General features: G+C 60.4%; 14 protein-coding genes. 5 read left to right on the top strand and 9 right to left on the bottom strand.

Going from position 1 to position 15,354, the window contains the following annotated elements:
* Positions 1 to 96 precede the first annotated feature (96 nt).
* Entirely contained in the window at positions 97 to 759 is a 663-nt protein-coding gene (locus NUV89_RS21125) for a peptidase C39 family protein (RefSeq protein ID WP_257782827.1), read from the bottom strand.
* 210 nt (positions 760 to 969) lie between these two features.
* On the opposite strand from NUV89_RS21125, the gene NUV89_RS21120 reads away from it, so the two are divergent.
* The gene (locus NUV89_RS21120) at positions 970 to 1,125 is read left to right on the top strand and encodes a hypothetical protein (RefSeq protein ID WP_257782826.1); all 156 of its coding nucleotides are present in this window, start codon (positions 970 to 972) and stop codon (positions 1,123 to 1,125) included.
* Here the strand turns inward: NUV89_RS21120 and NUV89_RS21115 are convergent.
* Entirely contained in the window at positions 1,122 to 1,532 is a 411-nt protein-coding gene (locus NUV89_RS21115; protein ID WP_207043362.1) for a hypothetical protein, read from the bottom strand. The genes NUV89_RS21120 and NUV89_RS21115 overlap by 4 nt on opposite strands.
* A gap of 197 nt (positions 1,533 to 1,729) precedes the next feature.
* On the opposite strand from NUV89_RS21115, the gene NUV89_RS21110 reads away from it, so the two are divergent.
* From NUV89_RS21110 to NUV89_RS21100, 3 genes are read left to right on the top strand one after another with little or no spacing between them, the layout of a single operon-like run.
* Positions 1,730 to 4,951 (top strand): efflux RND transporter permease subunit, encoded by a 3,222-nt coding sequence (locus NUV89_RS21110; protein WP_257782825.1) that lies wholly within the window; start codon positions 1,730 to 1,732, stop codon positions 4,949 to 4,951.
* On the top strand, positions 4,941 to 6,110 hold the full coding sequence (locus tag NUV89_RS21105; RefSeq protein ID WP_257782824.1) for an efflux RND transporter periplasmic adaptor subunit: 1,170 nt from the start codon (positions 4,941 to 4,943) through the stop codon (positions 6,108 to 6,110). Before NUV89_RS21110 ends, NUV89_RS21105 begins: the two co-directional genes overlap by 11 nt.
* Positions 6,094 to 7,512 (top strand): efflux transporter outer membrane subunit, encoded by a 1,419-nt coding sequence (locus NUV89_RS21100; protein WP_257782823.1) that lies wholly within the window; start codon positions 6,094 to 6,096, stop codon positions 7,510 to 7,512. Before NUV89_RS21105 ends, NUV89_RS21100 begins: the two co-directional genes overlap by 17 nt.
* Positions 7,513 to 7,610: 98 nt before the next feature.
* Here the strand turns inward: NUV89_RS21100 and NUV89_RS21095 are convergent, their stop codons facing one another.
* Positions 7,611 to 8,825, bottom strand: a complete 1,215-nt coding sequence (locus NUV89_RS21095) for a hypothetical protein (RefSeq protein ID WP_257782822.1) — start codon at positions 8,823 to 8,825, stop codon at positions 7,611 to 7,613.
* Between the two features lie 230 nt (positions 8,826 to 9,055).
* Between NUV89_RS21095 and NUV89_RS21090 the strand changes: the two genes are divergently transcribed.
* Complete coding sequence (locus NUV89_RS21090; RefSeq protein WP_374684533.1) at positions 9,056 to 10,483, top strand: PLP-dependent aminotransferase family protein; 1,428 nt, start codon at positions 9,056 to 9,058, stop codon at positions 10,481 to 10,483.
* Positions 10,484 to 10,536: 53 nt separating this feature from the next.
* Here the strand turns inward: NUV89_RS21090 and NUV89_RS21085 are convergent, their stop codons facing one another.
* The 6 genes from NUV89_RS21085 to NUV89_RS21060 all read right to left on the bottom strand — a co-directional run bounded on the left by NUV89_RS21085 (position 10,537) and on the right by NUV89_RS21060 (position 15,241).
* Positions 10,537 to 11,025: a GNAT family N-acetyltransferase gene (locus NUV89_RS21085; protein ID WP_257782820.1), complete on the bottom strand. Its 489-nt coding sequence runs from the start codon at positions 11,023 to 11,025 to the stop codon at positions 10,537 to 10,539.
* Positions 11,022 to 11,300: a 2Fe-2S iron-sulfur cluster binding domain-containing protein gene (locus tag NUV89_RS21080; protein ID WP_257782819.1), complete on the bottom strand. Its 279-nt coding sequence runs from the start codon at positions 11,298 to 11,300 to the stop codon at positions 11,022 to 11,024. Before NUV89_RS21080 ends, NUV89_RS21085 begins: the two co-directional genes overlap by 4 nt.
* Positions 11,287 to 12,234 (bottom strand): diiron oxygenase, encoded by a 948-nt coding sequence (locus NUV89_RS21075; RefSeq protein WP_257782818.1) that lies wholly within the window; start codon positions 12,232 to 12,234, stop codon positions 11,287 to 11,289. Before NUV89_RS21075 ends, NUV89_RS21080 begins: the two co-directional genes overlap by 14 nt.
* Complete coding sequence (locus NUV89_RS21070) at positions 12,221 to 12,994, bottom strand: 2OG-Fe dioxygenase family protein (RefSeq protein ID WP_257782817.1); 774 nt, start codon at positions 12,992 to 12,994, stop codon at positions 12,221 to 12,223. The genes NUV89_RS21075 and NUV89_RS21070 overlap by 14 nt, the downstream gene beginning before the upstream one ends.
* Positions 12,995 to 13,007: 13 nt before the next feature.
* The gene (locus NUV89_RS21065) at positions 13,008 to 13,643 is read right to left on the bottom strand and encodes a LysE family translocator (RefSeq protein ID WP_257782816.1); all 636 of its coding nucleotides are present in this window, start codon (positions 13,641 to 13,643) and stop codon (positions 13,008 to 13,010) included.
* Positions 13,644 to 13,957: 314 nt separating this feature from the next.
* Positions 13,958 to 15,241: a Zn-dependent hydrolase gene (locus NUV89_RS21060; RefSeq protein WP_257782815.1), complete on the bottom strand. Its 1,284-nt coding sequence runs from the start codon at positions 15,239 to 15,241 to the stop codon at positions 13,958 to 13,960.
* Positions 15,242 to 15,354 lie beyond the last annotated feature (113 nt).

The raw sequence follows: 15,354 nt of genomic DNA, 5'->3' as shown, positions 1-15,354 counted from the left end.
CAGCAGTTGTAATACCTGTAACTGACACACCGCATTCGCGAGCAAGCCCGCTCCCACACAAAGCCCACTCCCCTATGAGATCTCGGGCAATGCCTGTTACTTGGTTTCCGCCAACACCTTAAGCGCCTGCGCCGCCGCCCGCTCCTGCCCGGCCTGGGCCGTGGCATTCGCCGCCTCACGCCAGCGCCGCGCATCCACCTTCGCCGGCAACTGGCTTGGCCGCTGGGTGAGGATCGCCCAACTCCCGGCGCTCTTCCACTTCGATTCAAACTCGCTGAAGCTCATCAACAGGCGCCGGTCCATCCCGGAGCGCAGCAACACCGTGCTTTTCTGCTGATTGAAGCCCACCACGACCACGTACCGTGCGTCCGACCACAGGCTGCCGCCAACCCGCGCCATCACCGGGTAACCGGCCGCAACCTGGGCCAGCACCGCCGTCAGTTGGCTATCCAGCGGATACACCATCAACCCGTACTCACGCGCCAGCACCTGCATGTTGCGCTCAAGGTCGGCCTCGCCACCCGGCAAGCGCAGTGGCTTATCCAACAAGCCCGGTGTCATGACAATGCCTTGTTGCGACAGCATGCTGGCCAATGCCGCAGGGCCGCTTTGATAGGCCTCGCTGCGAAAGGTCGGCACGCCATTGAGCTCGACACGCTCCGGCAGGCCCGGCAGTTTCGAGGGGCTGCCGGAACACGCCGCAAGCCCGAGGGCGCAGGCCAGCAACACGGATGTTTTCACGTTCGACCGTAACCGCAATTTTTTACTCTCTTCATCAACTGCCGGTAAGGGTCCCGATCATAGGGCGCCGGGCCACGCGGGTATAGCCTCAAGCGTCAGTAAAGCGCCCGGGATAGAGCAAAGAAGTTGGACAGACTCGACCATTGGTCAATAGCAGGCAACCGTCAGGTAGCTAGACTGTCCATTGAAAAGACTGTGTATGCCCCATCGGGGCGAAAGGAGGCCCGTATGAGCCTTGCAACAACGATTTTCCTGTTGGTCTGCGGTTGGCTGGCGGTAGCCGGCGCCATGTTGTGGGGGGTGTTGCGCATCACGCGCCGGCACCATCACCCCCACGTCGCCAAACCGGCCAAGCCCCTCAAGGCCGCTGTGCATCACGCCTAGCCAGGCATGCAGTTGAAGTCCTGGGTCGCCGCGACTTCCTTGCCGTGCGCATCCATCAGGGATGCGCGCACGGTGGTACCGAGGCTGGACTCCACCAGGGTGTAGTGCTCACCCGCCTTGAAATCCTTGTACTCGACCCGCCCCTGGCAGTCCTGCTGATTGTCGTCGCCGGGTTCCTCTTCGAACAGCGTCACGTCCAATCGATGAGCCCCCGGCGGCACTTCAAAAAAGCGCCCGTCATCCACGCGCTTGCCATCCAGGCGCTCGGCCATCAGGTCATTCGGCGCCTCTTCCTTCAAACCAATCCACGCCTCGCTCGGGTCCGCCTTGGGGATCGGGCCGGCGCACGCCGACAACAACAGCACGGCGCCAAGGGCGGGAATCAACAACAAAGGTTTCAGTGACATGGCAGGGCTCCAAAAAAAGGACGATGCGTCCGATGGGGCACAAGCTTGGAGAGCGACCCTGTTTAGAACAAATGAATACACATGAAACGATCTTCAACCGCTACCTAAATGTTCCTTCACCTGGCTGAAAGGTGCGTGTTAGGTGGGTCGGGCAAGACTGCCGGGGTTTGCAATCCTGCTCCAATGGAGGTTCACGCATGCTCGGGCTGGTAAAGACCGCACTGCACAAGCCGTACACGTTTATCGTGTTGGCTATATTCATCTGCATCATCGGGCCGATGGCGGCCCTGCGAACTCCCACGGATGTCTTCCCCGATATTGGCATCCCCGTGGTCGCCGTGGTCTGGCAGTACAACGGCCTGTCGCCGGATGCCATGGCCGGGCGGGTGATCTACACCTACGAACGCTCCCTGAGCACCACCGTCAACGACATCGAACATATCGAATCGCAATCGCTGCCCGGCATGGGCATCGTCAAGATCTTCTTCCAGCCCGGCGTCGACATCCGCACCGCCAACGCCCAAGTGACGGCCGTGTCACAAACCGTGCTCAAGCAAATGCCGCCGGGCATCACGCCGCCGCTGATCCTCAACTACAGCGCCTCCACGGTGCCGATCCTGCAACTGGCGTTCTCCAGCCCGAGCCTGTCGGAAGCTAAGATTCGCGACCTGGTGCAGAACAATATCCGCCTGCCGTTAAGCGCCCTGCCCGGCCTGGCCATGCCCACGCCCATGGGCGGCAAGCAACGCCAGATCACCCTTGACCTCGACCCCCAGGCGCTCGCCGCCAAAGGCTTGTCGGCCCAGGACGTGGGCACCGCCCTGGCCCTGCAAAACCAGATCATCCCGGTGGGCACCGCCAAACTCGGCCCCAACGAATACACGATCCTGCTCAACAACAGCCCCAAGGCGATTGACGAGCTCAACGACCTGCCGATCAAGACCGTGGATGGCGCGCTAATCACCATCGGCCAAGTGGCCCACGTGCGTGACGGCTCGCCGCCGCAAACCAACATCGTGCGCGTCGACGGCCACCGCGCCGTGCTGATGCCGGCGCTGAAAAACGGCAGCATCTCCACCCTGTCGATCATCGACGGCATCCGCCAGATGCTGCCACGCATCGACGAGACCCTGCCGCCGTCCTTGAAGACCTCGCTGCTGGGCGACGCCTCGGTGTTCGTCAAGCAATCGGTGGGCAGCGTGGCCCAGGAAGGCATCATCGCCGCCCTGCTCACCAGTGCGATGATCCTGCTGTTCCTTGGCAGCTGGCGCTCGACGCTCATCATCGCCGCGTCGATTCCCCTGGCCGTGTTGTCGGCCATCGCGCTGCTCGCCGTCAGCGGGCAAACCCTCAACGTCATGACCCTCGGCGGGCTGGCGTTGGCGGTGGGGATTCTGGTGGACGACGCCACCGTGACCATCGAAAACATCAACTGGCACCTGGAACAAGGCAAGTCGGTCAAGACCGCCATCCTCGACGGCGCCGCGCAAATTGTCGGCCCCGCGTTCGTCTCGCTGCTGTGCATCTGCATCGTGTTCGTGCCGATGTTCATGCTGCAAGGCATCGCCGGCTACCTGTTCCGCCCCATGGCGCTGGCGGTGATCTTTGCCATGGCCAGTTCGTTCATCCTCTCGCGTACGTTGGTGCCGACGCTGGCGATGTTCCTGCTCAAGCCGCATACGCCGGAGCAAGGCGCGGGGCATCACCCGGAAGATGCGTTCATCAACCACCACGAGGGTGAGCAACACGCCAAACCGAGGCATGCCGCGCTGCAAGCGGTGCTGAATTTCCAGCAGGGTTTCGAGCGTCACTTCTCGACTATCCGCGACACCTACCACGGCCTGCTGCTGTTGGCGCTGGGCAACCGCAAGCGCTTTATCATCGGCTTCCTCGCCTGTGTACTGGCGTCGTTCCTGCTGCTGCCGAGCCTGGGCCAGGACTTCTTCCCCGCCACCGACGCCGGCGCCCTGGCCCTTCATGTGCGCTTGCCACTGGGAACGCGGATCGAAGAAAGCGCTGCCGCCTTCGACCGCATCGAAGCGCGCATCCGTGAAGTGATCCCCAGCGCTGAACTCGACACCATCGTCGACAACATTGGCATTCCCCTCAGCGGCATCGACATGGCCTACAGCAGCAGCGGCACCATTGGCCCGCAGGATGGCGACATCCAGGTCACCCTGAAACAGGACCACGCACCCACCGCCGACTACGTGAAAAAGCTGCGTGAGGCGCTGCCGCACAGTTTCCCCGGCAGTCACTTCGCGTTCCTGCCCGCCGATATCAGCAGTCAGATCCTCAACTTCGGCGCCCCGGCCCCGCTGGACGTGAAAATTTCCGGGCGCAACGATGCCGAAAACCGCGCCTATGCCGTGGAACTGGAACGCCGCCTGCAACACGTCCCCGGCATCGCCGACCTGCGTATCCAGCAGTCCACCGGCTATCCGTCGCTGCAAGTCAACGTCGACCGCCTGCGCGCCAACGGCCTGGGCATCACCGAACGCGACGTGACCAACAGCATGGTCGCGTCCCTGGCCGGCAGCTCGCAGACGGCGCCGACCTTCTGGCTGAACCCGGCGAACGGCGTGTCGTACTCCATCGTCGCCGCCACACCGCAATACCGTCTCGACAGCCTGCCGTCGCTGGAAGCCTTGCCGGTCACCGGCGCCGACGGCCAGTCGCAGATCCTCGGCGGCGTGGCGAGTATTTCCCGGGTGCAAAGCCCAGCGGTGGTGACCCACTACAACATCGAGCCGACCCTGGACCTGTACGCCAATGTGCAAGGCCGTGACCTCGGCGGCGTGGCCCGCGACGTGCAAAAGGTGCTGGATGACACCGCCGCGCTGCGCCCCAAAGGCGCGACCATCAGCCTGCATGGGCAGATCGACGCGTTGCATGAAGCCTTCAGTGGTTTGAGCCTGGGCCTGCTCGGCGCCGTGGTGCTGATCTACCTGCTGATCGTGGTCAACTTCCAGTCGTGGGCCGACCCGTTCGTCATCATCACCGCACTGCCGGCCGCACTCGCGGGCATCGTGTGGATGCTGTTCCTCAGCGGCACTTCGTTGTCAGTACCGGCGCTGACGGGCGCGATCCTGTGCATGGGCGTGGCCACCGCCAACTCGATCCTGGTGGTGAGCTTCTGCCGTGAGCGCCTGGCCGAACATGGTGATGCGCTCAAGGCGGCGATGGAGGCCGGCTACACGCGCTTCCGCCCGGTGTGCATGACCGCCCTGGCAATGATTATCGGCATGTTGCCGCTGGCCCTTTCCGAGGAACAAAACGCCCCCCTCGGCCGGGCGGTGATCGGTGGCCTGATCTTCGCCACCGTCGCTACCCTGTTGTTTGTCCCCGTGGTCTTCAGCCTGGTCCACGGCCGTCACCCTACTCGCGCAGTTGCCGGAGAAACCCCACATGTCGTCTGATCACAACCCCTCGCGCAAGCGTCTGATGCTCCTGGGTGTCGGCGGCCTGACCCTGGCCGCCCTGCTGGTCGCCAACGGCCTGCATGCCCGCACCTTGCATGAACAATCCGTCACCGCCTGGACCGAGACCGCCGCCATCCCGCAGGTGCTGGTGTTCCAACCGCAACAGAACGCCGCCGGCGATACCCTGCGCTTGCCCGCGCACCTGGAAGCCTGGAGCAAGGCGCCGATCCATGCACGGGTCAGTGGCTACCTGAAGGACTGGAAAGCCGACATCGGCACCCAGGTCAAGGCCGGGCAAATCCTCGCTGAAATCGACAGCCCGGACCTCGACCAGCAATTGGCGCAAACCCACGCCCGGCTGATCCAGGAACAGGCCAACGCACGCCTGGCCGCGACCACCGCAACGCGCTGGCAAAACCTGTTGGCCAGCCACTCGGTGTCCCGCCAGGAGGCCGATGAAAAAACCTCCAACGCCGCCGCCGCAAAAGCCAACGCCGAAGCCGCCGCTGCCGACTACGCACGGTTGTCCGCGCTGGCCGGCTACAAGACCATCCGCGCGCCGTTCGCCGGCACCATCACGGCGCGCAACACCGATATCGGCCAGTTGATAAAGGCCGACACCGACAGCGACCCGGAGCTGTTCAACCTCGCCGACACCCACCAGTTGCGCCTGTACGTGCCGGTGCCGCAAAACTACGCGGCGGTCATCCACCCGGGCCTGCAAGCCGAACTGACCGTGCCCGAACATCCCGGCGAACACTTCAAGGCCCGCCTGATCGGCGACTCCACCGCCATCGACCGGCGCTCCGGCACCCTGCTCGCGCAGTTCGTCGCCGACAACCCCAACGGCGCGTTGCTGCCCGGTGACTACGCCGAAGCGACCTTGCCGATTCCAGCCGACACCCACGGCGTGAGCATTCCCGCCAGCGCGTTGATCTTCCGCGCGCAAGGCACGCAAGTCGCCGTACTCGACGGGCACAACCACGTGCACCTGCAGAGCATCCATATCGGCCTCGACCTCGGCGAACGCCTGGTGATCGACCAGGGCCTCAAGCCCGCCGACCGTGTGATCGACAACCCGCCCGACGCCCTGCGCGAAGGTGACCCGGTGCAGCTGGCCGACGCCTCGGGAGGTGCCCATGCGCCCAAGGCTTAAACCCCTCGCGGCCCTGATGTTGCTGGCGTTGCAAGGATGCTCAATGGCGCCCGCTTACAAGGTGCCATCGGTGGACCTGCCCGCCGGCTATCGCGAACAGACCAGCGACGGCCCGTGGCACAGCGCGCAACCGTCCGATCAATTGGCACCCGCATGGTGGACGCTCTACCACGACCCGCGCCTGAGCGAACTGCAACAGCAACTGCTCAAGGCCAACCCGGACCTGGCGGCGGCGCTGGCGCACTTCGATGCGTCCCAGGCGTACGCCAGCCAACTGCATGCCGGGTTGTTCCCGCAAATCAACGCCAGTGCGCAACCGCTGCGCCAACGCCAATCGGACTCACGGCCCCTGCGCGGCACCACGCAGCCGTCGGTCTACAACAGCAACACCGCAGGGTTTTCCCTGAGCTACGACCTGGACCTGTGGGGCAAGATCCGCAACCAGGTCGCGGCCGGTGATGCCCAGGCGCAAGCGGCCGGCGACGACTTGGCGGCGGCGCGCCTGAGCTTGCAACAACAATTGGCGAGCTTGTATGTGCAGCTCAACGGGCTGGATGCGCAGGCGCGGATTCTCCAGCGTTCACTGGTGGATTTCCGCCAGGCACTGCAACTGACGCGCAGTCGCTACGAGGGGCAGATCGCCTCGGAACTGGACCTGACCCGCGCGCAAAACCAACTGGCCGAAGCCAAGGCGCAGCGGGATGAAGTGCAGGGCCAGCGCAACCTGACCGAGCACGCGATTGGCGAACTGGTGGGCGTGGCGGCCAGTACCTTCAGCCTGGCGCCAAGTGCGCAACTGCTCGGGCTGCCGGGCATTCCTGCACAGCTGCCGAGCCACCTGTTGCAACGTCGCCCGGACATTGCGGCGGCGGAGCGGCGCGTGTTTGCCGCCAACGCCAACATCGGCGTGGCCAAGGCAGCGTGGTACCCGGACTTCAGCCTGACCGGGTTGATCGGCGGGCAGACGCAAGGCGTCGGCAACCTGCTGTCGGCGAGTAATCGCTATTGGGCGCTGGGGCCGCTGGTCAACCTGCCGATCTTCGAGGGCGGGCGCTTGAGCGCCAATGAACGCCAGGCCAAGGCCGAATTCGAAGAAGCCGCGGCGCAGTACCGCAGCCACGTATTGAAAGCCCTGCGTGAAGTGGAGGACAACCTCACCCAACTGCGCGATTTGCAGCAGCAAGCCGAGGATGAACAGGCGGCAGCGGATGCGGCGCAGCACACCCAGGCATTGGCGATGAACAGCTATCAGGCGGGCGCCGTGAGTTACCTGGACGTGGTGACGGCGCAGACCGCCGCTTTGCAGGCGCAACGCACCTTGCAGGCGGTGCAGACGCGGCAGTTGCAGGCCAGTGTAGGGTTGCTGACTGCGCTGGGCGGCGGTTGGCAGCCTGGCGCCTGATCCCCGACTGCCTGTGGCGGGCTTGCTTGCAATCGCCGTGGTTCAGCCGGATATCTGCCGACAGACCACCGCGCGCAAGCAAGCTTGCGCCGCACTCCTTACATCTTGATGCCGTATAAAGCAGGGGTATTCACGGGGTCCACTTGGTTGCCCGCTAATACAATTCTCTTGAGTTGCGGCTGAAGGGCAAGATGAAAAAATGAACCACGTCCCAAGTGCCCGCGCCCCTCATGGGCAAATTTTTTGTCAAACTGCCCGTCCTGCAGAAGACGCGCATAAATTTGCTCGCCACGCGGCGACAGCACACTGCCTGCCACGACCACGCTCCCATCTTGTTGCACTTTGATTGCAAACCAGGAAGTAAACGGGGTTTCGTCAACATAAGGACGCCCGTCATTGAAGGACTGCAACGGCTGCCCCGCTGAATCGTATACAGCGACCATTGCTTGGCTGCTGTTGCCCCTACCGACTAAATATATAATCTCGTCGTAAACAGCCAGGTCATAAAGGCCGGAATTGAGTACCTCCACAACGGCGTACCCCTTGTGCCCGAAGGCTGTCACAAGCGAACCACTCGCTGAATAACGGGCCAACGCAGCATGCGACTCAACCTGATGTCCGTGGGACACTGACTGCGTACCGCCTACCACGCACCCCCCATCATTCAGGGCAACGACTCGAGACAACGTCGTATCCTTGCCTTCAAAGTGCACAGGGACAATCCCAGTGCCTCCACCAAACTGCAGATTCAACTCACCCGTTGCTAACAAGTTAATCAGCAACCCAAATTCACGAGCGGGGTTAACGCCATCAGATATTGAGTAACCGGCAGAAATCAAGATGTTGCCATTTGGCTGCAAACAACCAAATGGTTGCTGACTGTGAGTCGCCTGCGCAGGAATCGCCTGAATAATGCGAGTCCCGAATTCACTGTCCAGTTTTCCATCGGACTTGAAGCTGATGACCGCTATTTCACCCTTCTGAGGGTCGTTCATCACTTCCCCTATGAGCAAAATATCGCCGTTGCTCTTCACCAACACATCACAAGGGCGTGAGGGCACACCTTCAACAAAACTGCCCTTGACCACACCACCTTCTCCGAATCCGAGGTCCGGCGTTCCATCTTTACGGTTGCGATACAACCAAAACTGATCCAGCACCCAAAGGACAAATACCTGCCGCTCCTGCGAGTCCACGACGAGTGCCCGAACAAACCCGGAGGTACTCGGGTCCGGTATCACCACACCCGCATTGCCGTAGGAGGGGTCAGGTTGGCCAGGTGCAACAGGCCGCTTTTTGTCGATTTGTCCCATGTCATTTCTCCATTGTGTTGAAGATCAACCCGCCGCAACTCGGGCTCTGATAAGCAGAAACGAATCTGCGTATGCCCACAACTGTGAGAAATGACAGTTCTTCCATCCGTTGGTCGGCGTTCCTGTGTGCAATGCCCATCAAACGCCCTCACCGCCGCCGCCCTTGCCACCCACCGGGGCGGTGGAGGACTATGCCACTACGCACAGGACAGGTTAGCGGTGAGGGATCAGTGGCAAAGTATTCAGAGTTGGCCCGTTTACTGCGGAGCAGAATTGAAATGGGCATGTACCAGGCGGGGCAACGCCTTCCCTCTGTGCGCATCTTGAGCGCAGAACACGGCGTCAGCCTGGGCACCGTCCAACAGGCCTATCGCCTGCTGGAAGAGGAAGGCCTGGCATCACCCGCGCCGAAGTCCGGCCACTTCGTCACCCGCAGGCAGAACCTGCACCTCTTGCCGACCATGCGCGCCATCGAAAAAAACCCGCTCGATATATTGGAGTGGGATGAAATCTACAAGGTGACCACCAGCACCCCGGATGAACGGGTGCTGCAACTGGGCAGAGGCATGCCCCACGTTGACACACCGACCTTGAAGCCCCTGATGAAAAGCCTGAGCCACGAAGCCAAACGCTGGCAAAAGGACGGGCTCAATTATGAAAACATCAAAGGCAACCTGGAATTAAGGACGCAAGTCAGTCGCTTGATTATCGATTCCGGCTGCCTGGTCGACCCCGAAGAAATCATCATCACCACCGGCTGCCAGGAGGCCCTGATGTGCTCCATACGGGCCATTTGCAGCCAGGGCGATATCGTGGTCGTCGAGTCGCCGAGTTTTCACGGGGCGATCCAGACCCTCAAGGTCTGCGGCATCAAAGTCATTGAAGTGCCCACCCATCCGCTGACGGGCATCTGCCTGGAATCACTGGAGCTGATCGCGCAGCGCTGGCCGATCCGCGCGGTGCTGGTCAACCCGAACTGCAACAACCCGCTGGGTTATGTGATGCCGGATGAGCGCAAGGAAACCCTGGTGGCACTGTCCAGGACCTTCGGCTTTTTTATCATCGAAGATGACACCTATGGCGACCTGACGTACCCGTACCCGCGCCCCAAAACCATCAAGTCCCTGGACGCCGAGGGCAAGATCATCCTGTGTGGGTCTTTCTCGAAAACACTCGCCCCCGGGCTGCGGGTGGGCTGGGTGGTGCCGGGGAAAATCTACGACAAAGTGCTGCATATCAAATACACCAGCTCCGGCGCCACGGCCACCGCCAACCAACGCGCGATTGCCGAGTTCATGGGCAAGGGCCTGTACCAGATCCATCTACGGCGCATGCGCGCCAACTACAAGGCCAACCGGGAGTTGATGACCAGCTGGATCTCCAAGTACTTCAACCCGAGCATTCGGATCAGCCGCCCCCAAGGCGGGTATTTCCTGTGGATGGAGCTGCCGGATGGGGTGTCGGCCTATGAGCTCAGCGACTACTTGATGTTGCACAACATACAAATTGCCACCGGAAAAATATTCTCCTCCTCCGGCAAGTATGAAAACTGCATCCGCATCAACTACGGCGGCGCGCTCGATGAGCGGGTGGAGGAAGCGATCAAGATGATCGGCAAACGGGTCATGGACCTCAGCGTTTCCAACATGCTGCGCTGATGCCTCAATGACAAACAGGCCGGTAACGGCCTGCCTGCCTCAGTGCATGGATCTCAGCTTGCAGAAAAACGAATGCTGTAGACGCGTTCCGGGCCCGGGCCTGGCTCGTCCAGCCCCCTCACCCACCCGGTTGACTCGTACAACTGCACCGCCTCTTTGTAGCGTGCCCGGGTTTTCAGGAAAATCTCCTTGAACCCCAATTGCCGTGCCGTCGACACCGCCGTCTGGAGCATCGCCACACCGGCACCAAAACCGCGATAGTCCTTGTCCAGGTAGTACTTGGTGAGTTTCACCCGGCCATCGTCGCCGCCCGTGAGGATCGCAGACCCCACGGGCACATCGCCAAACACCGTGACCAGCTCCACGACATTCGCCTTGGGTACACCAAAGCACATGATGTCGCGGTCATCATCGTCAGGGTCTGCCGCGATGCCGTACTCCACAAAAGTTTTGAACACCATTTTGCGGATGGCGATCGCGTCTTCGAGTCTTGCGCTGCGAATCCGAAAGTGTTCGTTATCTACGTAAATCGTCTCGCTCATGGGTACCAAGCCTCAACTTCAATGTCCGAGAGCGGAACCAGCACACAGGGCAAGATTGCGTTGTGCCCTCTTTCCTTTTCCGTGAGCGCAAGCATAGGTGCCCACTCGCTGTACTCACCGGAGACAAACTTCACCTGGCAGGCGCCGCACCGCCCCTGCCGGCAACGGGTGCGGACCAGGCCGAGTTTTTCACAGGCATTGACCAGCGAAAAAACGTCGCCGGCGATGGGCTCACGCTGCCCTGCGCAGGCGAGCGTAAAATTATTGGCGGTCATCGTTGGTCCATTCCCATTCCAGGCTGTCGTAGAGCTTCATCAAGCCGCGATTGTTATTCGTAAACTCGACGCCGCGCTGTAGCTCTACCGCGTTGTCGACCACGGCCGCGCGCACGCCATCGAGTGAGGGCCGTCCGAGTTGATCGATCACGGTGATCCAGGCATTCAGATCGGCCCGGAAGAAATTCTTCGCGACCAGCTCGACGGTTTCCTTGAACACCTGTTTTCCGTCTTTGGAGAGCTGCCAATAGACATCGCGCGCCAACACCGCAAACTGCGAGCCATGACTCCACTCATCCTTGGCATGGGCATTGACCGCCGCGAGGAACATCGGCTGGATCGACGTCGCATTCGCCAGCAGGTCCAGGTAATCGGTGATGTGGTTCTCTGTGCAGCAGGCCGTGGCGATACGCGCAATGCGCCGCTTCCATTCGCTGTCCAGCCCATGGATATAGGCATTCATGACATTCACCAGGTGAAAGTCCGCAGGAAACAACGCCAGTTGCCGGTTGGCCCGCACTTCATCACAGGTGAGCACTGCCAGCAGCGTGTGGTAGCCCTCGTCGGTCATGGCTTCGGCCATTGAGCGCGCCATCTCGGGGCCGACACTGTTGTCTTGCCGCGAACGAATGACTTCGATACAGGCCGGCGTGACCAAATCGGTCTCAATAAAAATGGTGTTGCTCTGATAGATAATCCACCCGGCTGAGAGCAAGTCGTTTTTATCTTGGGGCTCCAGGGCGCGCCATGCGTCGAATGACGAGAACGGCACCATCGACTCCAAAAAGTCTGGCGCATGCATATCAAACGCCAGGCTGGTAATACCTTTAAAGCGCATGACTTCGGCGTCAAATGACCAACTTTGACTGATGCGTTCAATCACTTCCCGTGAATAATCGCGAGTTTCAATATCCATTCCGCTATGACGCGACATGCTCAGCCCCTTGCGCCGTGAATTCCAGAAACAACATATCCCGCGATGCGACGCCATCGTCTGCCGTGTTCATTTGACTGACGCTGTGATACACCTTGGAATCATCAAAAATCACCAGGTCGCCATAACGCTTGAGGGTGAAACTTTCGAGCAAGGCCTTGTCGTTGTCATAGATTGAATTTTCTGCACCGGTGCAATTGTCCGTGCGATTGACGCAAAACAAACTGGAAAAGGTAACACCGTCCTTATGTATGCCTTCCGGCGTCGGGAAACCGGCAACGCCACGCGACGATGTAATTCGCACTTGGTGCAAATAGACCTGCCACACCGCCACATCTTTATAGCGGGTAAAAATCGCCACATAATCGCGAATCATGCGTTTTATAAACGGGTGCGTCGCAATGTAGGGGGTGATCGGTTCAAAGTACCGATCCACGCCGCCATTCAAGGTGTTGGTGTACTTATCCTGGAAGAACGGCCGATGCGGAAGAATAGCGATTTCATCGTTAAGCACACTGTAGCGAAGTTCGGTAAAGCGCCGCCGACGGTATTTACCGCCGTCCGCCATGAACTCATCCGGTGGCAAGCTATCCCACGTCTGCAGGAACGCTCTCCAGTCATCAGAGCGATGGGCCAGCGTCACAAAGTAGTTGAAATAGTTACCCACCCAATAACCACTGTGCCTGAGTTGCTGCTCAATCAGATCAGAGGTGCTTTGCACAGTGGACAATGAACGGGCTGCAGAGCCTTCATACTTCATAGATAGCTATCCTTCAATGGATGGTAGAGAACCCTAGTGCCGCACCAAAAAATACGAAGAATACAGCGACTACTTTGGAACCGATTCTACTGGCGGAGGGCGACGTCAACTTCGACGCGATCCTGGTGGCCACCACGGCGTAACAGGAAAGAATCGAAAACTTTATCAGCGCGCTGATAATCACCAGAAACGCAAAGAACTGAAGGTCGGGCGTGCCACTCTTTTCGAACTGCGGTAGCAACGCTGTAAAGTACACCAGCGCCTTTGGGTTACTGATACCGATCAAAAAGGACTGGGCCCACTGGCGCGTCAAAGCGGGTGCCCTGACAACGGGTGTATCCGCATTTGTAGCACTCATGATCGCGCGGCTTTTCTTGAATGCGCCAACCCCCAAGTAAACAAGATACGCGGCACCGGCCAGTTTCAAGGCATTAAACATCGACGGATGTTCTGCAAAAAAAGTGGCAATACCCAATGACGAGATCAAGCCCATAATCAAGATGGCAAATACATCCCCGGTCAATACACCAATCGCTTTCAACGGCCCATACTTGATGGAGTTATTCACCAGGAACACAGTTGACGGCCCTGGCGAACCGGCCTGCACCATCGTAATCAGAATGAACGATAGCCACGCATAGATAGTCATGATTAAACCCCGGACACATACCACTGGACGAATAGACTTTCCGGCACTTGCATTAAGACGAGCCCAACGCAACTCAACGAATAAGCTATTGTTAACGCTACTCGGCACTTAATTAAGATCCAGAAAATCCACTTATTTAGTGCACAGTTGAACGCCCGGCCATCTGTATGGTGGTTTTTTCCAAAATCTGTACCAGAGCAAGCACGCGATGTTTTTGCGGGGGCGCAAGACGCAAAAACCGGCGCTAGGCGCCGGTCTGTGTGTGTTTGTGCGGACGCGCCAGTTGGCGCATCCGTGAGTGATAAAAAACCGCGTCAGGCGGCCATCTGGCGCCCCGCTATCGCGGCGGAGGCCGCAACCATCGCCCGCAACAACACCGCACAGCCCGCCGCCAGGTCATCCGGTGCAGCGTTCTCGATTTCGTTATGGCTGATGCCCCCTTCACAGGGCACAAAAATCATCCCCGCCGGCCCCAACTCCGCCACGAAGATCGCGTCGTGCCCTGCCCCGCTGACAATGTCCATGTTTGACAGGCCCAAGCCATTGGCCGCATCGCGCACGGCGTCCACACAACCTTTGTCGAAATACAGCGGCGGGAAGTCCGCCGTCGGCGCCATCTCAAAGCTCAAGCCATGCTTGGCGCAGGTCTCGTCGATCACCTTGCGCACCTGGGCAATCATCGAATCCAATCGCGCCGGCTCCAGGTGACGAAAATCCAGGGTCATGCGCACTTCGCCGGGGATCACATTGCGCGAACCCGGATAGGCTTGCAGGCAACCCACCGTGCCGCACGCATGGGGCTGGTGCCCCAACGCCGCCGCGTTCACCGCTGCAACAACGGCTGCGGCACCGACCAAGGCATCCTTGCGCAGGTGCATCGGCGTCGGCCCCGCGTGGGCTTCGACGCCCCGCAGTTTCAGGTCGAACCACTTCTGGCCCAGCGCGCCCAGTACCACGCCGATGGTTTTTTTCTCATCTTCAAGAATCGGCCCCTGTTCGATATGCGCTTCGAAATACGCGCCGACCTTGTGCCCGCTTTCCGGCCGTGTACCGGCGTAGCCAATGGCGTTCAACGCATCGCCCACCGAGACGCCATCGGCGTCGACCTTGGCCAGGGTATCCGCCAGGCTGAATTTCTCGGCAAACACCCCCGAACCCATCATGCAGGGTGGAAAGCGCGAGCCTTCTTCGTTGGTCCACACCACCACTTCCAGCGGTGCTTCGGTTTCCACATTGAGGTCGTTGAGGGTGCGCAGCACTTCCACGCCGGCGAGCACACCGAAGCAACCGTCGAACTTGCCACCGGTGGGCTGGGTGTCGATATGGCTGCCGGTCATCACCGGTGGCAGGTCGGGGTTGCGCCCCGGGCGACGGGCGAAGATGTTGCCGATGCCGTCGATGGTCACGGTACAACCGGCGTCTTTGCACCACTGCACGAACAGGTCGCGGGCCTGGCGGTCGAGGTCGGTGAGGGCCAGGCGGCACACGCCGCCCTTGGGTGTGGCGCCGAGCTTGGCGAGGTCCATCAAGGACTGCCACAAACGGTCGCGATTGATGTGCTGATGGGTGGACTGCAGAACGTCGAGGGCAGCGTTCATGGGGATCTCCTCAGGCTACATTTTTATGGTTTCAACTGGCGGAACTCGGTCAAAACTGTGGGAGCGGGCTTGCTCGCGAAGGCGGTGTGTCAGCAAGCACATCTGTTTCTGAT

It is taken from the genome of Pseudomonas sp. 18.1.10 (genome assembly GCF_024655625.1).
GTDB lineage: Bacteria > Pseudomonadota > Gammaproteobacteria > Pseudomonadales > Pseudomonadaceae > Aquipseudomonas.
Note: the sequence above shows the minus strand (reverse complement) of the source record. Positions and strands in the feature narration are given on the sequence as shown.